Consider the following 23,313-nt stretch of genomic DNA (forward strand, 5'->3'; position numbering starts at 1 on the left):
AAAGGATTTTTAAATTGACGAAAAAAGTAATTATTAATGCAGATGATTTTGGGATGTCGGAAGCTTTTAATTATGGTGTTGTGAAAGCGTTTAATGAAGGAGTGGTTTCTTCAACTACAATTATGATTAATCAGCCGGCAGCACCACATGCTGTTGCGCTTTTGAAAGAAGCACCACATTTATATGTGGGATTACATGTTAACTTAACTACTGGTTATCCAGTGTCTGATCCTCACAGTATTCCCAGCTTAGTAAAAGCTGATGGCAGCTATTTAGGATCTAAAGATTTTAAAACTCATAAAAAATCCTTTTCTTATACTGACGCTTTGAAAGAGACTAAGGCTCAAATTGAAAAATTTCGGGATTTGTTTGGCTTTTATCCCTCACATATTGAACCACATTCAGCATTAGATGATAATTCTGCACGAGCATTATTAGATGCAGCTAAAGAATATGGGTTGCATGCAGGAATCTTTTATCAAGATAAATATAATCAACCCAGTGCAAAGAGTTATGCACAACTGGAATCACCAATTAATGATGCCTATATGGAAATGTTAGATCGAGGTGTTAGACCAGAAGACTTCTTGCTAGATAAATTTCATATTTTGAAAAATCACGATAACGGGTTAGTCACTGAATTACATTTTCATCCAGGATATGTTGATCAATACATTTTAGATAATTCAACGCTAACTTTACCACGAGTAAAGGATTTAGAAACTCTTTGTTCACAAACATTAAAAGGTTGGATTAAAGATAATAATATTGAATTAATCAGTTTTGGTGATTTAAAAAAATAATTAAGAGAATGTAGGCTGTTGCTTAGGCAACAGCTTTTTTTATTTAAAAAATCTCAAAAAAGACTTTTATTTTAGCGGAGTTGTGGTATACTATCAACATAATACACAGGAACACGAGGAGGATACCAAAATGAGTTTACTCACAACCCAAGACATTGTGCGTACATATGGCAAAGGATCTTCGCAATTTCAAGCCTTACGCGGTGTTAGTTTACAGATTGAACAAGGAGAATCAGTGGCGATTGTTGGCAAAAGTGGTTCTGGTAAATCAACTTTAATGCATATTATGGCTTTATTAGATCAACCAACTTCAGGAACAATTACACTGAATGGCCAACCAACCCAAAATATTAAAGCAAAGGCACTCAATAAAATTCGTAATCAAACTTTTGGTTTTGTCTTTCAACAATTTTTCTTAAATGCGAAAGACTCTGTATTAGAAAATGTGATGTTACCACTTAAAATTGGTGGAGTAACTGGCCGCGAACGCAAAGCTAAAGCATTAGAAGCTATTGCAGCTGTTGGCTTAAGCGATAAGAAAAATAATCGGGCTAGTGACTTATCTGGCGGCCAAAAGCAACGCGTTTGCATCGCGCGGGCTTTGGTTAATAATCCACAGATTATTTTTGCAGATGAACCAACTGGTAACTTGGATTCCAACACTGGCACCATGATTGAAGATATTTTATTCAATCTTCATCAAAAGCATAATATTACTTTAATTATTGTGACCCATGACGATGACTTGGCAGCTAAATGTCAACGCCAAATTCAAATCAAAGACGGCCAAATCGTGGCAGCAGAAGGAGCAAACTAATGAAATTTTTTGACATTTTAAAATCAGCTAATACTAATCTTTGGCACAATAAAGGCCGGACCATTTTGACTGTGATTGCTGTGATGATTGGCGCTTTGACAATTGCGATTACGGTGGGCATTAACAATGGTGTTAATAATTATGTTTCTAAACAAGTCGCTAATGTTGGCAGTAAGGGACTGATGGAGATTGTACCAGCGGCTGCTACTGGCCAACAAGCTGATGGTCCTCAAAAATATGAGGCTAATCGCGGTAGTGCTACGGATCAACAAAATATTACACCGGCAAAACTTAAAAAATTAAAAGCTATGAAGTCTCTCAAAGATATGCAACCTGTTCAAGATATGAGCATTGATTATGTGCAAGGTCCTAACCATTCAAAATATACTATCCAAGCTCAACCACCTGTAGGAATTAATGTTGATTTGAAGCGTGGACGCCAAGCTGCTAAAAATGGTCATTCGCAAGAAATAGTCTTGGCCAATGAATATATCAAGGCCTTAGGATTTAAATCAGCACAACAGGCCCTAGGCAAAACTATCAAAGTAGCTGCTTCTTCTCAAGCAACTAATCAACGTTCCATAGTCACTGCAAAAATTGTTGGTATTCGTAATCAAAGTATTATTCAAGGCAGTCAATCGATCATTAGTCAAGCTTTAGCTGATCGAGTTTCGAATATTAATCAAGCAGGTTTGCCAGCTAAAATGAAGCAAAATTATTACGGTGTCACTGCAACAGTTAAAAATCCTACAGATGCTAACATCGCTAAAGTTAAAAAGCAATTAGCTAAACAAGGCTATGATGCCCAAACTTTCCAAGATCAAGTTGGACAATTACGACAAGTTGTCAATGCCATTACAGGTGTACTAATTGTCTTTGGTGCCATTGCCTTATTAGCTGCCAGCTTTGGGGTTATTAATACCTTGTACATGTCTGTGCGTGATCGGACACGAGAAATTGGCTTGATGAAAGCCTTAGGTCTGAGTCGTGGTAAAGTATTCTTAATCTTTAGTTGTGAATCACTTTTAATTGGGCTTATTGGTTCAGTATTAGGCATTTTACTGGCTGCAGGTATTGGCCAGATACTCAATCAACTAGCGGTGACAAGTTTCTTGAAAGGCTTAGCAGGCTTTACGCTCGTCCAATTCACACTGCCATCTGTTGTAGCTATTATTGTTATTATCATGTTGATTGCTTTCTTAGCAGGGACATTGCCAGCAAGACGCGCAGCCAAATTAGACCCAATGACAGCTTTACGCTATGAATAATAACTAAATTTAAAAAGTCTTCAATCTTTAAACGCAATAGAAAAGTTAGACACTTTAGAATTGCTGAAACTGGATAAATAAAATATTAAAAAAGCAAAAACCATTTTCTTTTTATTTTGGTTTTTGCTTTTTTGCTGTTTTAATTAATCTTGTAGCCCTACTAAATAATTTATACAGCTAATATTCGTTGTCCTTGTAAGATGAACTATTATGACGTAAATAAATTGACAATCGCTTAATCATGTTAGAGAATACTAATTATATTTTAATTTTAGAAATGGTGTAATTGTTGTAGTTATAAATCATAATTTATAACTAGGTTTGAATAAAAGGAATGATAAGCATGACTCAACGAGATTTATTAGCTGCCGAAAAACAAGTGTTGGCACCTGCAGCCCGGATTCAATACTTTGATATTGTCATTGAAAGTGGTCAAGGAGCAGTTTTAACAGATTTAGACGGTAAGCATTATTTGGACTTATTAGCCAGTGCTTCTGCAACTAATACAGGACATTCACATCCCCATATTGTAGAAGCTATTTGCAATCAAGCACAAAAGCTGATTCAATATACCCCCGCTTATTTTACTAATCAACCAGCAGCTACATTAGCGCAACGTTTAGCTGATCTGGCACCGATTAAGGGTCCGGTGCGGGTTGCTTGGGGTAATTCAGGATCTGACGCCAATGACGCAATTATTAAATTTGCACGCGCTTATACTCAGCGTCAATATATTGTTAGTTTTACCGGTGCTTATCATGGTTCTACTTATGGCTCTATTAGTATCTCCAGTGTCAGCTTAAATATGAGCCGTAAAATTGGTCCTTTGTTACCAGGCATTGTCAAAGTGCCTTATCCAGATATCAGTAAAAAACCAGCCAAAGAAAGTTTGAGTGACTTTGTTAATCGGATGTGGCAAGCTTTTAAACTTCCTTTTGAAACCTATTTACCTGCAGAAGAAGTTGCTGCTATTATCATCGAGCCCATTCAAGGTGATGGCGGAATCATTAAAGCACCTAACGAATATTTACAAAGACTGCGTCAATTCGCCAAAGATCATGGAATTGTGTTTGCCGTAGATGAAGTTAATCAAGGCTTTGGCCGTACTGGCAAGTGGTGGTCTATTCAACAATTTGGGCTGGAGCCCGATTTAATGTCCATTGGTAAATCGATTGCTTCAGGACTTCCCCTAAGTGCAATAATTGGACGAGCAGAGATTATGGATTCTTTGCAGGCTCCTGCTAATACGTATACTACAGCAGGCAATCCTATTACAACAGCAGCGGCTAATGCAACCTTAGATGTTATGGAAAATGAGCACTTAGTGGAGCGTTCCCAAAGATTAGGCCAAGTTGCACAAGCATTTTTTCAAAAAATGCAGCAAAAATATGATTTTCTGGGGGATGTCCGCTTTTACGGGCTGAATGGGGGCATTGATATTATTAATCCACAAACAAAAGAACCTGATGCAGTTGCGACAACTAAGTTAATTTATCGCTTATTTGAACTGGGTGTTTTAATTATTAGTTTGCGTGGTTATACCTTACGGTTTCAGCCGCCATTAGTCATTACAGATGAACAATTACAACAAGTTTTTGATAAATTTACGCAGGCATTAGCCGAACTAGCTGCCGGTCAATTAACATTACCGCCCAATGCTGATCAAATTGGCTGGTAAAGACAGGTAATCGCTAAAAACTATAAGATAAAACTTTTATAACAATTACTTTTTTATATAAAAATTTGTTGTATAATAAAGCTAGATTCAGAATATTTGAGGAGGATTTGCTCATGAGTAAATTAGACAACATGAAAGACAAAGTTGAAGGAGCTGCTAAAGAAGTAGAAGGCAAAGCTCAAAAAGTTGCTGGCAAAGCTAAAGATAAAGCAGAAGACTTAAAAGACTCTGCTAAAGATGCTATTGACAAAGCTAAAGATTAATAACAAATTTCTTATGTAAACGTATAAAAACGACTAAGTTAAATCTTAGCCGTTTTTTGGTGATTTGATTGACAGACTAGGCAAAGGGGTTTATATTTAAATTAGTTAGTTTTTAAAATGTTAAACTAATTAATTGAATCGAGGTAATCCAGATGACGGATGAAACAAAGAATTTATTTAATTTATTTAGTCAATTATTAATGTATCCCAAGTTTATCATGGCTCTCCATCAAAGCCGCTATCAACAATCAGGCAATCAAAGACGTGGACCAGGTCGGGTCTTGAATTTAATTGCCCAGCATGATGGTTTGACTAATAGTGAAATTGCAGAGATTTTAGATATTCGCCCTAGTTCTGTCACAGCAATGGTCAATAAGTTAGCAGAGCGTGGTTTTGTTACTAAGCAACCTCTGGAAAGTGATCGGCGGGTGACGATTTTAAAGGTGACAGAAGAAGGCCAAGCGGCTATTGATCATGTGCAAAAAGCCAATGACTCATTTAGCGAAGATTTATTTGCCGGGTTAAGTAGTGTTGAGAAACAGCAACTAGAAATCCTATTAACCAAGATGATTCAAAACTTAAAAGCAATTAATCTCGATGATGACCGCTATGCTTGCTGGCGGCAATATTGTTCTGAGAAGCGACACTTTCCGTCATCTAACAATGAAAATTGGGGGATGTGGAAGCGACCGCGTTGGTAAAAAGTATGAGTGATTGCATATTGTGGATTATAAAAGCCATTATTTTATTCTTGGAAACTTGAAGAATAAAGTAATGGCTTTTTGGATTGGTAAGAAGTAAAGCTGATTTTCAACAGGATAACAGTAAGGTTGTTATAATAGGGTAATTGAAAAAAGAGGTGAAGACCATGTGTACAAGTATTTCCTTGACTGCTGACAATGGGCAAGTGTTTTGGGGACGCACGATGGACTTAAACGTGGGGGTTTTTGAAGACGATGCTGGTTTACCTGCAAGTATCGTTAATATCCCCCAGGGTGCTACTATTACTAGTAACTTACATTCTTGGACTAGTAAATATGATGTGATGGGTATTGGCTCCACCAAAAATCTTAATATATTTGATGGAGTTAATTCTGCAGGTTTGGCTGGGGATTTACAAGTATTATTGGAGAGCACGCATGCTACTGCAGAACAGTTGCAAGAACGGCATTTAAAGCCTTTGTTAGGTGAAGAGTTTGTCACTTTTGTGCTGAGTAATTTCCAAAGTGTAGCAGAAATCAGAGAACATATTCAAGAATATGGGTTACTGTATCATCCTTATCGCCACGGATATATTCGTTCACAGTTTTCTGGACATTATCTTTTTATTGATGAAACTAACGATAGCGTAGTAATAGAGCCTACTGATCAAGGAGCTTTTCGACTTTATGATAGTGTAGGAGTCATGACTAATAGCCCAGAATATTATTGGCATATAACCAATTTGCGTAATTATATTAATTTATCCAATATTAATCCCCATAAAAATAAAAAAGTTTATAATGATCGGTTAGCACTAGCACCCATTGCTACAGGTACAGGTTACGGCATGTTAGGTTTGCCAGGAGATTACACTTCACCTTCACGCTTTGTGCGTGCGGCCTTAATCGCGGATAGTTTGGGCGATTTTAAGCCCGAAGCTGGAATTAATCAACTATTCTCAGTTTTAAAATCAGTCACAGTTCCACAAGGAGTTCAACGTGGTTATAAAAGCAGCCCAGTTAGTGATCATACGCGTTATTGGGTTGGTTATGACTTAACTGAGCGACGCTTATATGTGCAAACTTGTTTAGGGTTAGCTTTTAATACCAGTAAATTAAAGCCCCACCGTTCACAAATTACGCGTACTAAAATTCAAGTATCTAATCAGGCAATTGAATTAGATTAATTAAAATATCAATCCCTTACAAATTATTCAATTTGAAATGAACTTGTAAGGGATTTTTGATTAAAATTTATTCATGATAAGTTGCGACATAGTGTTCTAATTCGTTGAAATAGAGTTGCTTTTGCTCAGGACTAATCCAAGCGGCAGCAAAAGAATTACGAGCTAATTGCACTATTTGTTCAACAGTAAGGTTGAATTGCTGAGCAAGAGCATAATAATTATCACTAATATAACCGCCGAAGTAAGCCGGATCATCAGAATGGATTGAGACAGGAACATTTTTATTTAAAAGTTCTATTACTTCTTTGCCTTTCATCTCAGGAGTGACAAAAGTATTCGAAAGGGGACAAGAGGTTAAGCCAATATGATTTTTCGCTGCAAAAGCTACTAAATCGGGGTCTTCTACAATATTTGTACCGTGATCTAATCTTTCAACTCCCATAATTTCCAGGGCTTGGCGAATATGCTCAATGGAATCTTTTTGATCAATATCACAATGGGTTGTCAGATGTAGACCAGCTGCGGCTGCATCTTCAAATTGGCGTGCGAATTTTAAAGGTGGATTATTATGTTCATCAGAATCTAAGCCAATTCCAATAATTTTATCTTTGTATTGAAGAGCTTCTGCCAAAGTTTTTCGAGCTGATTCCTTAGAAAAATCACGTAAAAAGCACATTATTAAATGAGCATCAATGTTTAAGGCACGAGCGTCCACAGTAGCTTGATATAAACCATTAATAACAGTCGCAAAATCAATTCCTCGACTGGTATGAGCTTGTGGATCAAAAAAGATTTCTGCATGGCGGACATTATTGGCAGCAGCACGGTGTAAGTAAGCCATTGCCAAATCGTAGAAATCCTCTTCTGTTTGTAAAACATTCATTGCTGGATAGTAAACTGCCAAAAAGGAAGCTAAGTCATGGTATTCATAAGTTTTTTGTACTTCGGCAATGGTTGTTTGACCAATATCGACATGATTGCGTTGAGCTAGCTTTAATTTTAATGCTGGTTCTAAAGTCCCTTCAATATGTAAATGCAATTCGGCTTTGGGTAAGCCCTGTGTGAATTTTGTGGTGATATTAGCGGACATTAGGAGATCTCCTTCACATTATTGTTTGTTTTTTGCTTTCAAGAAAAGCTTATCATAGCCATATTGTAATTTCAATAAACAAACACGAACATTATGGTTTAAAATGGATTTATTATATGGGTTTACTTTTAAGTAATTATTGTGCTAAAGTAAATTAAATTTACACTAAAATTGGAGGTAATAAATTTTGAACCGTTCGGACAAATTTACAAAGTTAGGATTGACCTTTGATGACGTTTTGTTAATTCCTGCAGCTAGTGATGTTTTGCCGCGTGAAGTTAATCCAGCTACCAAGTTAGGTTCCAATTTACAGTTAAAAATACCCGTGTTAAGTGCCGGTATGGATACAGTAACAGAAGCTCCCATGGCGATTGCGTTGGCAGAACTAGGTGGACTTGGGGTTATTCATAAAAATATGAGCATTGAAGCACAAGTTGCACAAGTTAAGCAAGTTAAACAGCAAGCTTCAATTGCCGAGAGATCAGCAGTTGATGCTGATAATCACCTGCTTGTAGCAGCAGCTGTGGGAATTTCTGAAGAAACTTTTACACGAACTCAAGCTTTGATTGATTCTGGGGCAGATGCCATTGTGATTGACACTGCTCATGGACATTCACAAGGAGTTTTAACCAAAATTTCAGAAATTCGCACACAATATCCAAAACAAACCATCATTGCCGGCAATGTAGCTACAGCAGCAGGCACAAAAGCTCTATTTGACGCTGGTGTTGACGTCGTCAAAGTTGGAATTGGTCCAGGTTCAATTTGTACAACTCGTGTAATTGCCGGAGTTGGAGTTCCCCAGATTACTGCAGTCTTTGATGCAGCAGAAGTAGCTCAACAATATGGCAAACAAATTATCGCTGATGGCGGCATTAAGTATTGCGGCGATATCGTGAAGGCTTTAGCTGCTGGTGGTAATGCTGTAATGTTAGGAAATATGCTGGCAGGAACCACCGAAGCTCCAGGAGAAGTCTTTACTGATGAACATGGTAATCAATATAAGTCTTATCGTGGTATGGGTTCAGTTGCGGCAATGAAGGATGGTTCTTCTGATCGTTACTTCCAAAGCAAAGTACATGAAACGAAAAAATTAGTTCCAGAAGGCATTGAAGGTCGCTTGCCTTATAAGGGTGATGTAAGTGACGTTGTGTATCAAATTGTGGGTAGTTTACGTTCAGGTATGGGTTATGTTGGAGCTCGTACTGTTGATGATTTACGTAATAAAGCACAATTTATTCAAATTACTAATGCCGGATTGACTGAGTCACATCCGCATGATATTACAATTACTCAACAAGCACCTAATTATCACCGTTAAGATTTTATTAATATAAAGAGCACCTCATAATTGTAGAAATTAATCTAACAATTGTGAGGTGCTTTTACTTTGGAATTAGGATAACAATTTTTGGGGATGCTGCAGTTTTTGATAATCTTTTGGTGACAACTTCCAAGAAGCTTGAGGCACAGGAAAGATCGAAACCGGATAATTGCGGACCTTTAGATATGGCTGGTTATTATAGAGCCAGAGATCAATCTTTCTATCTTTGGAGGTAATTAGGCGATAATGATATTTCAGTTGCGCATTTTGTGGAATGGGATGTAATAAGTAAACTTTATGTTTGAGACGAGAATTATTAACAGTGTGATAAAATTTTTTAATTGCTTGCGGTTTATGAGTATAACCAACGAGTTTGCCATTTTGGTTATAAACTTTCATAGTTTCAGCTGCTTTGGCAGTAGAAGTTGAGTTCATCACAAAGATAATCATTGCTAAGAGGGTAAGAACGATAGTGCTAATTGCTTTTTTTAATGTCATGTCATCATCTCCTGTATTAGTATAGTAGCACACTATAAATAAGAAATCTAGCGCTTTTTTGGTTTTTAAAAAATGTTTTGAAGAGTTTCTTAAGCAAAAATGACTACTGGTCAATTCCAAGGAGAATAACTATAACTCATGCCAATAATGATCAATAAAAAAGTTTCAGTCAATAATCATATCTTGCTCTGAATTTTTTCAGAAGCATTCATTTTGCAGATAACACAGCAAATGGATACTATTCAATGATTCGTTAAATATAATAAAGAAATTTAGAAGATGCATTAATGTCCTCTATAGTATACTTTTAACGTATACTAGCATGTGTAATAGGTAATTTTCAAAAATAAAAGCTTGGAATAAAATAAGAGTATCCGAATAAGAAGGGATGAAAAACATGCAAATCGCAAATGTTACTTTAAATAATGGTGTCATCATGCCGCAAGAAGGATTTGGAGTATTCCAGGTTAATGATTTAAAAGAGTGTGAACGCGCAGTTTCTGAAGCTTTAGCAGTTGGCTATCGTTCTATTGACACTGCTCAAGCTTATGGCAATGAAGCAGCCGTTGGTCAAGCTATCAAAGCTAGTGGAATTAAGCGTGAAGATATCTTTTTAACTACTAAAGTATGGGTGTCGAATGCTGGTTATGATAAAGCCAAAGCATCCATAGCTCAATCAATGGCTAAGTTACAAACTGATTATTTGGATTTAGTCCTTATTCATCAACCTTTTGGGGATTATTATGGGACTTATCGAGCGCTGGAAGAACTATATAAAGCTGGTCAAATTCGTGCGATTGGTGTTTCTAACTTTTATCCAGATCGTTATGTGGATTTAGTTAAAAACATGGATGTAGTTCCAGCTGTCAATCAATTAGAAACTCATGTCTTTAACCAACGCCAAACAGATCGAGTGTTTTTGGACAAGTATGGTACACAAATTGAATCTTGGGGGCCTTTTGCTGAAGGCAAAAATAATCTATTTCATAACCCAACTTTGACAAAGATTGGTCAGCAATATGATAAAACAGCAGCACAAGTAGCCTTACGGTTCTTAATTCAAAGCGGAGTTGTCATCATTCCTAAATCTACGCATAAAGAGCGTATGCAGCAAAATATTAATATTTGGGATTTTGAATTAAGTGCAGCTGATGTAGAACAAATCACCGCTTTAGATACAGGAAAAAGTCTATTTCTCAATCATTACGCCGGCGAAACTGCTGAAAACTTCAATGACCGCAAGTTATAAGATATTCTGATAATTGATATAAATAAAAAAGCTGATACTACAACTATAAATAGTTGAATATCAGCTTTTATTTATTCTATAGTGGATCCTAACGGACTTGAACCGTCGACCTCCTACTTGCGAAGCAGGCGCTCTCCCAACTGAGCTAAGGACCCAAATACAGTTTTTATCTTAGCACTTTTTATAAATATTGAAAATAAATTATTTTTGATTTAAGAAAAGAGCCTTTTTGTTCACAAAAATAACATTAAAAAAAGATTAGGTGGTATGATAATTATTAATCATCTTTTAATTATTACATAAGGAGGAATTTATGACAACAGAAAGAATAGATGGGCATACTATTTTAATTGGGTTAATGGCCTATCCAATTAGACATTCCATGTCTCCAACTATGCATAATAATGCTTTTGCTAAACTGGGTTTGAATTATGCTTATTTAGCTTTTGAAGTAACTAATGATACGTTACCCCAAGCAATTGAGGCCATCCGAACCTTAGATATGCGCGGTTCCAACATTTCAATGCCGAATAAGCAAAAGGTCATTCCGTTATTAGATCAACTAGATCCCGCTGCCGAAATGGTGGGGGCTGTCAATACTATTGTTAACGATGCTGGCAAATTAACTGGTTATTGTACTGACGGCACGGGTTTTATGCAGTCTTTGAAGGATGAAAATTTAGACATTACCGGAGAAAAAATGGTCTTAGTAGGTGCCGGTGGTGCCGGGACTGCGATTGCTATTCAGGCTGCTTTAGATGGAGTAAAGGAAATAGCACTTTTTAATCGGCAAGATGAATTTTGGAATAATGCTCAGCGCGATGTCGAAGTAATTAACGAAAAGACGAACTGTCAAGCAACGTTGCATGCATTGGAAGATCAAGCGGATTTAAAAGCTGAGATTCAAGACAGCGCTATTTATTGTGACGCCACCAGTGCTGGAATGAATCCTTTAGAAGATTTGACATTGGTGACTAATCCAGATTGGTTCAAATCAGATATGATTGTTTTTGATACAGTTTATGCTCCTCGCACTACTAAGTTAATGACCGTAGCACAAAAGGCAGGTGTGAAGCACGTTTTAAATGGATTAGGAATGATGCTAGAACAAGGAGCCGAGGCGTTTAAATTGTGGACAGGAGAACCAATGCCAGTAGATTATATTCGCGATTTGTTATTTGATGAACATTAATGAGGTGATTAGGATTGGCACAATTACAACCGGTAAAAATTAGAAATATTACTTTAGGAACCGGACGTCCTAAAATTGCTGTCCCAATTACCGGAATTACAGAGCAAGAGATTATAGCTCAAGCACAAACAATTAAACAAGCACATCCGGATTTGATTGAATGGCGACTAGATTATTTTGAAGAAGCTACTGATTCTAATTCTGTACAAACTACAGGGCGAGCTTTGCGGCAAGTTTTGGGCGATATGGCATTGTTGACTACCTTTAGAACACATAATGAAGGTGGTCAATTGATGTTAAATAACTCCCAAGAATATCAACAAATTTGTCAAAATATTTTAGCTAATAATTTTACTGATGCTCTAGATATTCAGTTGTATCAAGAACAGGCTATCGTACAAGCATTAGTTGAACAAGCACATCAAAGTCAGACAGTAGTGATTATGAGTAATCATGATTTTGAAAAAACGCCCACAGCAGCAGAAATTCAACAACGCCTATTGGCGATGATTGCTTTGGGAGCTGATGTCGCTAAAATGTCAGTCATGCCACAAAGTGTTGAAGATGTAATCACGCTTATTACAGCTACACAAAAGACGGCCGTAATTGCTGAGAAGCCACTCATCACTATGGCAATGGGCGATTTGGGCAAAGTATCGCGCATTGCAGGAGAAGTATTCGGTTCTGCTTTAACTTTTGCTAGCGTAGGTGCTGCTTCAGCTCCAGGACAAATTCCCATAGCTAATTTGCGCCAGGAATTAGAAGATTTGAGGATTAAAGAATAAAAATTTGAAATTTAATTATTAAAAATATTTGAGCTTTATCATATAAGTATAGTATAATGACGCTATCAATTGAATTATTTAAGCGTATGTTACTGGTAATGCAGGCAAGACTTAATTATTATTTTCTCATTTTCGAGAAATATAATAGGTCTGTCTGCATTTTTATTTTGTGAAATATGGAGTTAATGCGGTGTTTAGAATTAAAAAAATATTGAATGTTAATGTTGTTTTAGCAGAAGAAGATGGTCAAGAATATATTGTTTTTGGAAAGGGGGTTGGATATCACCAAAAAATAAATAATTTGCTTCCAAATTCTAGTGTGGTTAAAAAGTTTATTCCAGTAAATGATAGCCGTAAAATTGAAATGATACAGTCTTTGAATAAAATACCGCCAATTTATATTGATATTACAACAAAAATAGTTGAATATGCTGAAAAAGTATTACGAGAATCTTTATTATCCAGTGTTTATTACTCTTTAACAGATCATCTTTATTTTGCAGTACAACGTTACAATTCTCATCAAGCACTGGGTAATAGGATATATTGGGAAATGAAAACGTATTATCCGGAAATGTTTGATATAGGTGAATATGGATTGGATGTTATCAAAGAAACTCTTAAGATATCGCTTCCTAAAGAGGAAGCAGCTAACATTGCTTTTCACATAATTAATGCTAGTACTAAATCTAGTGACAAGGTTAACATTTTAGACGTAACACAGTTAGTAGACAATATGGAACAGGCATTAAGAGTATTAACAGGCGATAGTATTTCAGTTAATGCGTTAAATTATAATCGATTTATAACCCATCTTAAATTTTTCGCAGAGAGATTTTTTTCTAATTCAATGTTAGACGATGACAATGACGAATTGATAAATAAGGTTTATGAACTATATCCAGAAGCATCGAGACTGGCTATTAAAATTCAACAAACTATTATTTCAATTTATCAACAAGATATAACAAAAACTGAATTAGCATATTTGATAATTCATATACATCGACTATTAACAAATTAAGGAGGAGAATATGGAAAATAATATGAAAACCACTGACAAAATTATAAGGTATGTTGGTGGTGAAAAAAATATAACAAATTTGTATCATTGTGCAACCCGTTTACGCTTTAATTTAATTGATAAAAGTAAATTTAATATTTCAGCTTTGGAAAAAATGCCTGAAGTTTTGGCTGCTGTAGATTCAGGAGATGAAGCGCAAATAGTAATAGGTGGTAAAGTAGGATCATATTATCAAGAAATTATGAAAACCTATAAAATAGGTGACGATAATAATAATGGAATAAAAGAAAATTCACAAAATAAAGATACTAATTTGTTTAAACGGCTTATAAATGTGCTAGTTAATATTATGTCACCAATTATTGTAGTATTAATAGCTGGAGGAATGTTTAAGGTAGTTCTAGCAATTCTAGTATTATTTGGACTAAATAAGCAAAGTATGAATTATCAAATTCTTAATTTTATGGCAGATTCTGCTTTTTATTTCTTGCCATTCATGCTTGCAAATAGTGCAGCTAAAAAGTTTAATACTAATCCATATTTAGCAATGATGATGGCAGGTGTACTTTTACATCCTAATTTTATAACTTTAGTAACATCTGGGAAGCCAATTTCATTATTTGGGGTACCAATTAGATTAGTTTCTTATGGTAGTAGTGTTATTCCTATTATTTTAATAGTATGGTTTATGAGTTATATAGATCATATTTGTGAAAAGATTATTCCTAATATAGTTAAAACAATGCTTAAACCTTTATTAATTGTAATTGTTACTGCTCCGATAGCTTTAATAATAATAGGTCCTCTTGGTAGTTTATTAGGTGATGGTCTTTTTTCAATTGTTAGTTTTCTTAATAAACATGTAAGCTGGTTAATACCAACGGTAATAGGGATATTTTCACCATTACTTGTTATGATTGGTATGCATGTTTCCCTTTTACCTTTATCGACTATTTCCTTTGCAAAATATGGCAGTGAAAATATTATGGGACCTGGACAATTAGCAAGTAATCTATCCCAGGCAGGAGCTGCAATGGCGATTTTTATACGTGAAAAAAATCGTAATGCAAAAGAAATTGCACTTTCTGCTTGTATTACTGCATTTTCTGGGATTACGGAACCTGCTCTTTATGGGGTAACATTAAAATATAAAAGGGTTCTAACCTGTGTAATGGCCTCTGGAGGAATAGCAGGATTATATGCAGGCTTGACAGGAGTAGTAAGATACTCTTTTGGAGCTCCTGGCATATTTACATTACCAACTTTTATAGGTAGTTCTCCTAAGAATATTACTAATGCTTGTATTACAGCTTTTTTGGCAATATTTTTGTCTTTCATCTTTACCTACTTTTTTGCTGTAGTTGATAAATCGGATAGAGATAAAAGTAATATAAAAACACCAAAACAAGAAGTAAAAGGAATTATTTCTGGGAAAATTGTTCCCTTAGAAAAGGTCGATGATCAGGTTTTTGCATCGGGTTCTTTGGGAAATGGCGTAGCAATAAACCCAAGTAGTGATACAGTGGTTTCGCCAGTTAATGCTGAGATTTCAATGATATATCCAACTAAGCATGCTATTGGGTTAACTATGGAAAGTGGTCAAGAATTGATGATTCACATTGGGATTAATACTGCAAAATTAAAAGGTAAAGGGTTTGAAGTTTTGGTCGAAAACGGACAAAAAGTTAAAGTAGGTGACCCACTTGCGAAGGTTGACTTTAACTTTATAAAAAATGAAGGTTTTGATCCAACAATTATAGTAGTAGCTCTTAATACTCAATCAGAAAAATTACGTATAACTAAAAAACAAGACATAACATTAACTGATAATTTATTTACTATTTATTAAATAAATTGCTGTATTTATGGTTTTGGATAACTAATAAATGGTTACAAAAATTTTTTTCAAATAACTTTTTATGGAGTGGAGCAACTGCATCTAATCAATTAGAAGGTGTATATCAACGGATGGTAAAGGTCTATCTGTTATTGTTAAAAAACATTTAAAATATCTCATTTATGATGTATAAAGTACACATTCGTTACTACTACTTTTATAAATGTTATAGAAGCTTGTGATTAAGATAGTATTATGATAGTTTGGCTGTTATAATTAGACTAATTTAATAAAAGGGGCTGGTGCAAATGTGTACAAGTATTACAATTTCATCAAAAGAAGGTAATGTCTTTTTCGGTAGGACTATGGATCTTAATTCAGGGATGTTTGGTGAAGATCCAGGCGCACCAATGAGCATTATGAATATTCCTGCAGGGGCTCAGATTGAAAGTCAGTTGCAGCCTTGGACAGCTAAATATGCTGCTATGGGTGTGGCGACTACTGGCACAGCTTGCTTAATGGATGGAATTAATGAATACGGATTAGCTGGCGATATCCAAGTGTTAATGGAAGCTACTCATGCATCGACAGCAGATTTAGATAAAAGAAATTTAAAACCGATTTTAGGTGAAGAATTAATTACATTTGTTTTAACGCATTTTAAAAGTGTTGCTGAAATCAAAGACCACATTCAAGAATATGGATTATTGGATCAACCTTTAACTTCTGGCGATTTGAGTGTGGAAATGCCTCTACATTACACATTTGCAGATGAAACGAATGCGGCAGTTATCTTAGAACCAACAGATAATGGTGCTTTCAAAGTCTATGACAGTATTGGTGTTATGACCAATAGTCCTGAATATAATTGGCATTTAACTAATATTCGCAACTACATTAGTTTAGATAATATGGATCCTAAGACAACCAAAGTTGTGAGTGATCGCTTATCTTTGGAGCCGATTGAAGCTGGCACTGGTTATGGGATGTTTGGTTTGCCTGGTGACTATACTTCGCCATCTCGATTTGTACGCGCCACATTTGTAGCTAATCATATGGATCCTTTTAGCGCTGAAGATGGAATCAATCAACTATATTCCATTTTTCGGACGGTAATGGTACCTCGTGGATTAGAACGTGAAGCTCCAGATAATCCATTAAGTGATTATACCCGTTATTGGGCAGGTTATGATTTAACTAAGCGCGAGCTATATGTACAAACTTGTCGTGGTGTAGGACTAACTGGCAAAAAGTTAGACCCTGATGCTAAGGAAATCACTTATTCAGATATTGATATTTCTAACTTGGTTAAATGGGTTGATTAAGATATTAAAAAATAAATTATTATACCGGAATGTAGACATTTTTGTCTCAATTCCGGTTTTTTTTAATTTAGTTGGCAAAAGACATTGTGTACAACTTATTTTGTCGTTATAATTAAAAATGAGTAAGTATTTTATAAGTTTTAATTAAGATGTTATTGGGGGAAGAGATATTTTGGACAAAAAGAAATCATTATACTTAACATCTGGAGTATTGGGGTTAACAACGGCTGCATTTTTGGGAATGAATGCCAATTCTGCCCAAGCTGCCAGCAAGGGTACTGTTAATTACAGTGGTGGAGCAACAACCGTCTGGGACAGTCCTAATGCTGGGCAAAAGCCACAACGTTATCTGCAAACAGGGGAAACAGTAACCATTCAGGCTGAAAAACAAGTTTATCATCAGACTTGGTATCAAGTGGGTGACAATCAATGGGTGTCTGGACAATACATTACTCCTACAACTGATCAGCCAGAAGTTAAAAATACCAAAGCTACTGTTGAGAAAGCAACTGATAGTGCAGCCAAAACAACAGGTACAATTACGATTAATTATCAAGATGGTTTAACTACAGTTTGGGCGCAACCAAGTTTTCGCCAGCATACTGGTGAATATCTCAATTATGGCCAAAAGGTCGCAATCATTGGTCAAAAAACGGTTAATGGAGCTGTTTGGTATCAATTGGCTGATCAAGGCTGGGTACCGGCTGAATATGCAACATTAAATCAAGCAACTGCTTCTACTAATCCAGCACCAGCAACGACAGTAGATGTTGATAGTGTTTCTGCCGCTGCAACCACTAATCAGAGTAATGCTGCAGCTACAGTAGTTAATGCAGCCTTATCGCAAGTAGGAACTCCATATGTTTGGGGTGGCGCTACTCCTGGTCAAGGATTGGATTGCTCTGGATTAGTTCAATATGCTTATGCACAAGCTAACGTGCCTATGTCCCACTATACCGTGGCACAAGAAAGTATGGGCCAAAAAGTTTCCTTAGATAATCTGCAACCAGGAGATATTGTTTTTTGGGGAAATGCTGGTGCTTCCTATCATGATGCTATTTATGTGGGTAATGGACAATACGTACATGCACCCCAACCGGGTGAATCTGTTAAAGTAGCAACTATTTCGCAGTATTTTATGCCATCTTTTGCAGTTCGAGTATTTTAATCTTGATAATAATATACAAACTGATATGACTATGGTACAATGACAACAATAAGATAACTTCTTCGGGGTCGGGTGTAATTCCCAATCGGCGGTAACAAGCTTTAGTTTGAAGTCCGCGACCTGCCAATGGCAGTTGATCTAGTGCAAATCTAGAACCGACAGTTAAAGTCTGGATGAAAGAAGAAGTTTCTTCAACTTAAGGTTTTTTATTGTGGTTATTTGTTGAAGATTCTTCATTAGTATTTACCCCGCAATTTTGCGGGGTATTTTTTTGTCTTAGCTCCGGATAAGTCATCGAATAATTGAGAACGCTTTTTTATAAAGCGACTAATTTGGAGGGGACTTATAGTGAAACGGAATCAGAATTATGTCAGATATATAACTTTTTTGGCGGCTTTTGGGGCGTTGGCCTATTTATCAGCAGCCTTTTTAAAGATTCCAATGATTGCTTTTTTGAAATATGAACCGAAGGACGTCATTTTAATCTTAGGCGGGATGGTTTTTGGACCAATTTTTGCCATTATTTTATCAGTCATCGTGCCATTTTTTGAATTAATTACGACTAGTTCCACGGGAATTATTGGTTTTGTTATGAATGTGATTGCAGCTATTTGTTTTGTTTTGCCACCAGTGATTGCCTATTCAAAGAAAAAGAAAACCAAGAATTTAATTATTGGCTTAATCGTCGGAATTATTATGTTAACTATTTCGATGTTATTGTGGAATTATTTGTTAGCACCAATATTTTTTGGTTATCCACGTTCGCAAGTAGTTGGAATGTTAATACCGATTATTTTGCCTTTTAATCTGATAAAAGGTGGTTTAAATTCTTTATTTGTTCTAATTCTTTATAAACCAATTGTCAAAGCCTTAATGAAAAGTAATATTTTGCGTAAATCTGATTTTAATATGATTAATAATGAATCTAAATGGACCAATTATGCCATTATCGCTTTAATTATTATTACAATTATTTTATTGGTTATGAGCTACTTCAAATTAATTTAAAGAGGTAATTATTGTGGAAACAGCGCTTTTGCAAGTGCAGCATTTACAATATGTGGCAGAGCAGTTAGTTAATCTCGAATTAGAAACTACCAAACATGAGATCTTGCATGATGTTAATTTTTCGATTCAAGCTCAAGACTTTGTGGGTTTGGTTGGCCCCAATGGATCTGGCAAGACTACTTTGAGCAAATTGTTAACACGAATTTTAGAACCCACTGCGGGGAAGATTTTGATCAATGGGACTGATTATCAAGCTGTAACACCACAGTGGCAGTTGCACCAATATGTAAGCATGGTTTTTCAAAACGTTGATGCCCAATTTATTGGTCCTAATTTTGTTGAGGATATGGCGCTTTACTTGGGGAACTTTAATTGGTCACCTGCTAAAATCCAAGCTCGCATTCAAGAGATTAGCGACCAGCTAGGATTAGAAGAATTAATTGAGCGGCCCTTTAATAGCTTATCTGGTGGTCAAAAGCAATTATTGGCAATTGCAGAAGCGTTGGCGCTACAGCCGCAATTATTAATTTTAGATGAGCCAACTGCGCAACTTGATCCTGAAAATACGCAACTGGTTTTAAATTTATTGCAAAAATTACAAACACAATATCAGATAACCATTATTTTAGTGACACATAAGTTAGCAGAATTAGCCTTAACTAATCGAGTTTTGATTTTAAATCATGGAACAATTACGCAAACTTGTGCAACTGATAAATTATTAACAGATATGACTTTATTACAACAAAACCAATTACCCGTACCAGATACAGTGACTATTGCGCAGCATTTTCAAAAGTTGACGGGCAAACAGCTCATGCTAAACAATTCCAACTTAGAGACTTTTATTCAAACTTTTAAGGAGCAGTTATGTTAGAACTTAAGCACCTTAACTATTTGCCACCCCAACACAAACAGCCATTATGGCAAAATCTGACTCTTCAAATGTATCCTGGAAAGATTTATGGTTTGATTGGCGTTAATGGTGTAGGCAAAACAACCTTGTTAAATTTATTAAGCGGTTTGATTACACCAACTCAAGGTGACGTCTATTGGCAACAACAACCAATTCACCGCTCTAAAAAAGCTTTACGGACCTATTTAGCAACTGTGGGCTATTGTTTACAAGATGCTGATCACTTGTTTTTTAAACAGACTGTTCAAGAAGAACTAGAATACCATCATAAAGGTTCAATGCCTCAGATTATCGAGAAGTTGCAACTGGAAACTTTATTAGAATTGTCGCCTTTTGAGTTGTCTGGTGGTCAAAAAAAGCGACTGGCCCTAGCGATTATGCTGTTAAAACAACCACAAATGTTGTTTTGTGACGAAATTACAGCAGGATTAGATACTCACTTTCAAGATGTGGTCATGAGTCTTTTGCAAGATTATTGTCAAGAACATTTAGTCCTATTAGTAACTCACAATTTGGATGAGGCTGTGAAATATTGTGATGAGCTTTTATTTTTAGATCAAAGTGGCTTACACGCTTATACAGTCTCCGCTGTCTTAAAGCAGCCAGAGATTTTTGAACAGTTTCAGTTATTGATGCCGCGCAGTTTAGAGATTTGTCAGGCATTAATGAACGCAGGCATTTTACCTCCAAATTCTTATTATCGTTCAGATGAAGAAATTGCCCAAGCTTTAGCCACACTTTGGAATAAAGGAACGAATCAATTATGACTGCAACTGCAAAATTAGATGGACGAACCAAACTTTTAACGTGTGTATTTTTAACTTTATTTATGTTTAGCTTTCATTATTATTGGCAGTATTTAGTTATTATTATGCTATTTGCTATATTACTACTGGTTGGTTTTAATGCTCAGGAACGCGGGCAACTATTTCGCCATTGGAAATTAATTACTTTTTTGCCGGCGATAAATTTATTTGCGAATTTGTTTTTTGTTAATGGACGAGTCATCTGGTCTTGGGGGTGGCTGCATTTAACCAATTTAGATTTGCAAATATTTATTCGGATTGCGTTATTGTTAATGTTTGCTTTGGCTTTAACCATTAAAACTACACCGCAAGAACTAGCTTTATCAGTGGGTAAAATATTCAATTCGTTATCGTTCAGACGTTATCACGGAGCTGGAGTGCCCTTGGTAATTATTATTATGGTATCTTTTATTGATGAATTTCAAGTTACCTTTGTCACAGTGAAGCAAGCATATCGCTTACGTGCTAGTACAGCAGCAGAAGTGAAGGGATGGCAAAGAATCTTAGATTATGCCTTTTTATTGCAGCCGATTATTTTAATATCTATGAAAAAAGCAGATCAGGTAGCGGATGCCTTAACTGCTAAGGGTTATCATCATAATTCGAGTTTATTTGATTATCAATCAATTAAGTATCATTGGTTAGATTGGTTGGTTTATAGTGCTTTAGTCGCTTTAGTAGTAGTGAATGTGCTACTAGTGCGAATATTTTAAGATGTTTAGCTTGACTTGTTAACTATAATGCGTATAATTGGTTACATCGCTACCTTGAGACCATTCGAGAATTAAAGTGGATGGAGGAATCAAGATGAAATATCAAGTACAATTAGACACACAAAAACAACTATTTATTGTCGTTAATCCTAAGAATAAACGTAAGGCAACTGGTGCAACTATCCAGCAGGCACTAGCCGCTATTGATAATTAATTGCTAATTTAACTCCAACCATTAGGTTGGAGTATTTTTGTGCTTGAATTTTGATTTTTGAGAAAATTGCCAACAAAAATATGTTGTAATAGTTTGAAAGATTTATTATAATTATTAAAATTTAATTAGACTAGCCAAAATAAAAGATTGGAGTGGAAGCAGATGCGTTGGTTAATTCCGTCTCATAAAAGAAATAATTTTGATAAGATTATTAACGACTACCCCAATAAATACACTAAGCCTATGCAAGTTACTAATCGGATAACGGATATTTTACTAGATATTGATATTATTTTAGTAGTGCTAGTTTTTTTGAAAGTACATGTCCAATTCTGGGAAGTGCTGGTAAGTATTTTGCTTTTCTTAATGATAATCTGCTCTATAAGTTTTGTTGTTTTAGATTATCGTATACGGCGAAAAGGAAATTCCCAAGGTAAATATTGGAATTACTGGTCTTAAGATTATGTAAGGGGAGCAAGATAAAAATCTTGCTCCCCTATTATAACGATTAAAAATCTCAAAATTCATTATTGATTGTTATTTGGTTTTTAAATCATCAATAGTATTGATGTTTTTCATATATTTAGGAACAGCTAAACCAGTTTTAGCTCCTGGAAGATTACTCCGAACTACATCAATCTTATTGTGGTATTTCTTTTCATAAAGACCTTGTGTGACAGGCAATTCAGCCACGACAGTCGCATCAGCAGATTTGGAAGATAAGGCACTCCACATTATACCCACATCAAGTTGGCGCATATCGACTTTGTAGCCATGATCAGTCAAAACTTTTTTCACTAAGTTAGTTGCAGCCACTTCATAGTCAAAAGGCGTATAAACAAGGGTGACTTTTTTGCCATTACCAGCAGGAACATTTTGCAGCCAAGCCTTAATTTGTTGAGGATGCTGATTAATATAGTCTTTGACAGCCGTTTCCGTTTTTACACCACTATTAATCTTCATCATTAAAGGAGTAGCTTCATCTAGTTGCCAATGGAAATTTTTTAAAAATTGATAAACGCCGGGATTATCTTTTTTTAAACCTAAGCGGGCCACGGTCCGCATACTTTCACCTTTACCAAAAACGTGCTTAGGATCTTTAAGAAATTTTAGATTATATTTTTCTACCATCCAGTGAGGTTGCCAAGCCGTGACGACAATTGGTTGCTTGTTTTTGGTAGCTTTGTCTAACGTACTAATCATAGCCGCTGTGGAACTAGTCATTAGCTGCCATTTTTGGGACTTCAAGTGATAACTTGTCAAAGCTTGATCGGCTCTTCCCATAATACCTGAACCTGCTTCAATTCCGGTAATTGTGTAATTGATTTGAGGACCTAAGGACTTATGACTTTGATATTTAGGCAGCTGAGCACCATTGCAGCCTACTAATATTAGTACTAAACTCAGACTAGTCAACCATAATAATAATTTTTTCTTCATTGACTGC

Annotated in this window: 22 protein-coding genes, 1 tRNA gene, 1 pseudogene and 1 riboswitch; of the genes and pseudogenes, 20 read left to right on the top strand and 4 right to left on the bottom strand. The window is 35.7% G+C overall.

What is annotated here, in order from left to right; genetic code table 11:
• Positions 1 to 14 precede the first annotated feature (14 nt).
• From DS830_RS08655 to DS830_RS08680, 7 genes are all read left to right on the top strand, one after another.
• Complete coding sequence (locus DS830_RS08655; protein WP_118909035.1) at positions 15 to 803, top strand: ChbG/HpnK family deacetylase; 789 nt, start codon at positions 15 to 17, stop codon at positions 801 to 803.
• Positions 804 to 933: 130 nt separating this feature from the next.
• A complete protein-coding gene (locus DS830_RS08660) occupies positions 934 to 1,620 on the top strand; it encodes an ABC transporter ATP-binding protein (RefSeq protein ID WP_118899729.1) in 687 nt (228 codons plus the stop codon).
• Positions 1,620 to 2,888, top strand: a complete 1,269-nt coding sequence (locus DS830_RS08665) for an ABC transporter permease (protein ID WP_118909036.1) — start codon at positions 1,620 to 1,622, stop codon at positions 2,886 to 2,888. Before DS830_RS08660 ends, DS830_RS08665 begins: the two co-directional genes overlap by 1 nt.
• Positions 2,889 to 3,222: 334 nt before the next feature.
• Positions 3,223 to 4,566, top strand: a complete 1,344-nt coding sequence (locus tag DS830_RS08670) for an aspartate aminotransferase family protein (protein WP_420836983.1) — start codon at positions 3,223 to 3,225, stop codon at positions 4,564 to 4,566.
• A 113-nt stretch (positions 4,567 to 4,679) separates the two neighbouring features.
• Positions 4,680 to 4,829 (top strand): hypothetical protein, encoded by a 150-nt coding sequence (locus DS830_RS08925; RefSeq protein ID WP_162887568.1) that lies wholly within the window; start codon positions 4,680 to 4,682, stop codon positions 4,827 to 4,829.
• Between the two features lie 152 nt (positions 4,830 to 4,981).
• Positions 4,982 to 5,530 carry a MarR family winged helix-turn-helix transcriptional regulator gene (locus DS830_RS08675; protein WP_118909038.1) on the top strand — a complete coding sequence of 183 codons (549 nt, stop codon included), beginning with the start codon at positions 4,982 to 4,984 and terminating at the stop codon, positions 5,528 to 5,530.
• A gap of 167 nt (positions 5,531 to 5,697) precedes the next feature.
• A complete protein-coding gene (locus DS830_RS08680) occupies positions 5,698 to 6,717 on the top strand; it encodes a linear amide C-N hydrolase (protein ID WP_118909039.1) in 1,020 nt (339 codons plus the stop codon).
• Between the two features lie 67 nt (positions 6,718 to 6,784).
• On the opposite strand, the gene add is transcribed toward DS830_RS08680, so the two are convergent.
• Positions 6,785 to 7,807, bottom strand: coding sequence for an adenosine deaminase (gene add, locus DS830_RS08685; RefSeq protein ID WP_118909040.1), 1,023 nt, complete (start codon positions 7,805 to 7,807; stop codon positions 6,785 to 6,787).
• A 184-nt stretch (positions 7,808 to 7,991) separates the two neighbouring features.
• Between add and guaB the strand changes: the two genes are divergently transcribed.
• Complete coding sequence (gene guaB, locus DS830_RS08690; protein WP_118909041.1) at positions 7,992 to 9,128, top strand: IMP dehydrogenase; 1,137 nt, start codon at positions 7,992 to 7,994, stop codon at positions 9,126 to 9,128.
• Between the two features lie 75 nt (positions 9,129 to 9,203).
• On the opposite strand, the gene DS830_RS08695 is transcribed toward guaB, so the two are convergent.
• Entirely contained in the window at positions 9,204 to 9,629 is a 426-nt protein-coding gene (locus DS830_RS08695) for a hypothetical protein (RefSeq protein ID WP_118909042.1), read from the bottom strand.
• A 436-nt stretch (positions 9,630 to 10,065) separates the two neighbouring features.
• Between DS830_RS08695 and DS830_RS08700 the strand changes: the two genes are divergently transcribed.
• Complete coding sequence (locus DS830_RS08700; RefSeq protein ID WP_420836988.1) at positions 10,066 to 10,878, top strand: aldo/keto reductase; 813 nt, start codon at positions 10,066 to 10,068, stop codon at positions 10,876 to 10,878.
• Between the two features lie 82 nt (positions 10,879 to 10,960).
• Here the strand turns inward: DS830_RS08700 and DS830_RS08705 are convergent.
• Positions 10,961 to 11,033: transfer RNA gene (locus DS830_RS08705), tRNA-Ala, on the bottom strand.
• A gap of 158 nt (positions 11,034 to 11,191) precedes the next feature.
• Between DS830_RS08705 and DS830_RS08710 the strand changes: the two genes are divergently transcribed.
• The 11 genes and pseudogenes from DS830_RS08710 (at position 11,192) to DS830_RS08755 (ending at position 21,652) form a co-directional block, all read left to right on the top strand.
• Positions 11,192 to 12,070, top strand: coding sequence for a shikimate dehydrogenase (locus DS830_RS08710; RefSeq protein ID WP_118909043.1), 879 nt, complete (start codon positions 11,192 to 11,194; stop codon positions 12,068 to 12,070).
• A gap of 14 nt (positions 12,071 to 12,084) precedes the next feature.
• Positions 12,085 to 12,855 carry a type I 3-dehydroquinate dehydratase gene (gene aroD, locus DS830_RS08715; RefSeq protein ID WP_118909044.1) on the top strand — a complete coding sequence of 257 codons (771 nt, stop codon included), beginning with the start codon at positions 12,085 to 12,087 and terminating at the stop codon, positions 12,853 to 12,855.
• Positions 12,856 to 13,045: 190 nt separating this feature from the next.
• Positions 13,046 to 13,879 (top strand): PRD domain-containing protein, encoded by an 834-nt coding sequence (locus DS830_RS08720; protein ID WP_118909045.1) that lies wholly within the window; start codon positions 13,046 to 13,048, stop codon positions 13,877 to 13,879.
• A 10-nt stretch (positions 13,880 to 13,889) separates the two neighbouring features.
• The gene (locus DS830_RS08725; protein ID WP_118909046.1) at positions 13,890 to 15,728 is read left to right on the top strand and encodes a beta-glucoside-specific PTS transporter subunit IIABC; all 1,839 of its coding nucleotides are present in this window, start codon (positions 13,890 to 13,892) and stop codon (positions 15,726 to 15,728) included.
• 26 nt (positions 15,729 to 15,754) lie between these two features.
• Positions 15,755 to 15,867: pseudogene (locus DS830_RS09065) on the top strand (family 1 glycosylhydrolase); the annotation flags it as partial.
• A gap of 157 nt (positions 15,868 to 16,024) precedes the next feature.
• A complete protein-coding gene (locus DS830_RS08730) occupies positions 16,025 to 17,041 on the top strand; it encodes a choloylglycine hydrolase family protein (RefSeq protein ID WP_118909047.1) in 1,017 nt (338 codons plus the stop codon).
• A 172-nt stretch (positions 17,042 to 17,213) separates the two neighbouring features.
• Complete coding sequence (locus DS830_RS08735; RefSeq protein ID WP_118909048.1) at positions 17,214 to 18,209, top strand: C40 family peptidase; 996 nt, start codon at positions 17,214 to 17,216, stop codon at positions 18,207 to 18,209.
• Positions 18,210 to 18,263: 54 nt separating this feature from the next.
• Positions 18,264 to 18,398, top strand: a riboswitch (FMN riboswitch).
• Positions 18,399 to 18,557: 159 nt separating this feature from the next.
• Positions 18,558 to 19,217: an ECF transporter S component gene (locus tag DS830_RS08740; RefSeq protein WP_240366807.1), complete on the top strand. Its 660-nt coding sequence runs from the start codon at positions 18,558 to 18,560 to the stop codon at positions 19,215 to 19,217.
• 13 nt (positions 19,218 to 19,230) lie between these two features.
• Positions 19,231 to 20,094, top strand: a complete 864-nt coding sequence (locus tag DS830_RS08745) for an energy-coupling factor ABC transporter ATP-binding protein (RefSeq protein ID WP_162887569.1) — start codon at positions 19,231 to 19,233, stop codon at positions 20,092 to 20,094.
• On the top strand, positions 20,088 to 20,900 hold the full coding sequence (locus tag DS830_RS08750) for an energy-coupling factor ABC transporter ATP-binding protein (RefSeq protein ID WP_118909051.1): 813 nt from the start codon (positions 20,088 to 20,090) through the stop codon (positions 20,898 to 20,900). Before DS830_RS08745 ends, DS830_RS08750 begins: the two co-directional genes overlap by 7 nt.
• Complete coding sequence (locus tag DS830_RS08755; protein ID WP_118909052.1) at positions 20,897 to 21,652, top strand: energy-coupling factor transporter transmembrane component T family protein; 756 nt, start codon at positions 20,897 to 20,899, stop codon at positions 21,650 to 21,652. The genes DS830_RS08750 and DS830_RS08755 overlap by 4 nt, the downstream gene beginning before the upstream one ends.
• 751 nt (positions 21,653 to 22,403) lie before the next feature.
• Here the strand turns inward: DS830_RS08755 and DS830_RS08765 are convergent.
• The gene (locus tag DS830_RS08765; protein ID WP_118909054.1) at positions 22,404 to 23,306 is read right to left on the bottom strand and encodes a glycine betaine ABC transporter substrate-binding protein; all 903 of its coding nucleotides are present in this window, start codon (positions 23,304 to 23,306) and stop codon (positions 22,404 to 22,406) included.
• Between the last annotated feature and the right edge of the window lie 7 nt (positions 23,307 to 23,313).

The organism is Bombilactobacillus bombi (genome assembly GCF_003522965.1).
Classification (GTDB): domain Bacteria; phylum Bacillota; class Bacilli; order Lactobacillales; family Lactobacillaceae; genus Bombilactobacillus; species Bombilactobacillus bombi.

Coding starts and splice junctions, on each gene's coding strand:
- DS830_RS08765 (WP_118909054.1), bottom strand. CDS start 23,306: ATGAAGAAAAAATTATTATTATGGTTGACTAGTCTGAGTTTAGTACTA.
- DS830_RS08660 (WP_118899729.1), top strand. CDS start 934: ATGAGTTTACTCACAACCCAAGACATTGTGCGTACATATGGCAAAGGA.
- DS830_RS08695 (WP_118909042.1), bottom strand. CDS start 9,629: ATGACATTAAAAAAAGCAATTAGCACTATCGTTCTTACCCTCTTAGCA.
- DS830_RS08665 (WP_118909036.1), top strand. CDS start 1,620: ATGAAATTTTTTGACATTTTAAAATCAGCTAATACTAATCTTTGGCAC.
- DS830_RS08755 (WP_118909052.1), top strand. CDS start 20,897: ATGACTGCAACTGCAAAATTAGATGGACGAACCAAACTTTTAACGTGT.
- DS830_RS08730 (WP_118909047.1), top strand. CDS start 16,025: ATGTGTACAAGTATTACAATTTCATCAAAAGAAGGTAATGTCTTTTTC.
- DS830_RS08670 (WP_420836983.1), top strand. CDS start 3,223: ATGATAAGCATGACTCAACGAGATTTATTAGCTGCCGAAAAACAAGTG.
- DS830_RS08700 (WP_420836988.1), top strand. CDS start 10,066: ATGCCGCAAGAAGGATTTGGAGTATTCCAGGTTAATGATTTAAAAGAG.
- DS830_RS08675 (WP_118909038.1), top strand. CDS start 4,982: ATGACGGATGAAACAAAGAATTTATTTAATTTATTTAGTCAATTATTA.
- add (WP_118909040.1), bottom strand. CDS start 7,807: ATGTCCGCTAATATCACCACAAAATTCACACAGGGCTTACCCAAAGCC.
- DS830_RS08750 (WP_118909051.1), top strand. CDS start 20,088: ATGTTAGAACTTAAGCACCTTAACTATTTGCCACCCCAACACAAACAG.
- DS830_RS08925 (WP_162887568.1), top strand. CDS start 4,680: ATGAGTAAATTAGACAACATGAAAGACAAAGTTGAAGGAGCTGCTAAA.
- DS830_RS08680 (WP_118909039.1), top strand. CDS start 5,698: ATGTGTACAAGTATTTCCTTGACTGCTGACAATGGGCAAGTGTTTTGG.
- DS830_RS08725 (WP_118909046.1), top strand. CDS start 13,890: ATGGAAAATAATATGAAAACCACTGACAAAATTATAAGGTATGTTGGT.
- DS830_RS08710 (WP_118909043.1), top strand. CDS start 11,192: ATGACAACAGAAAGAATAGATGGGCATACTATTTTAATTGGGTTAATG.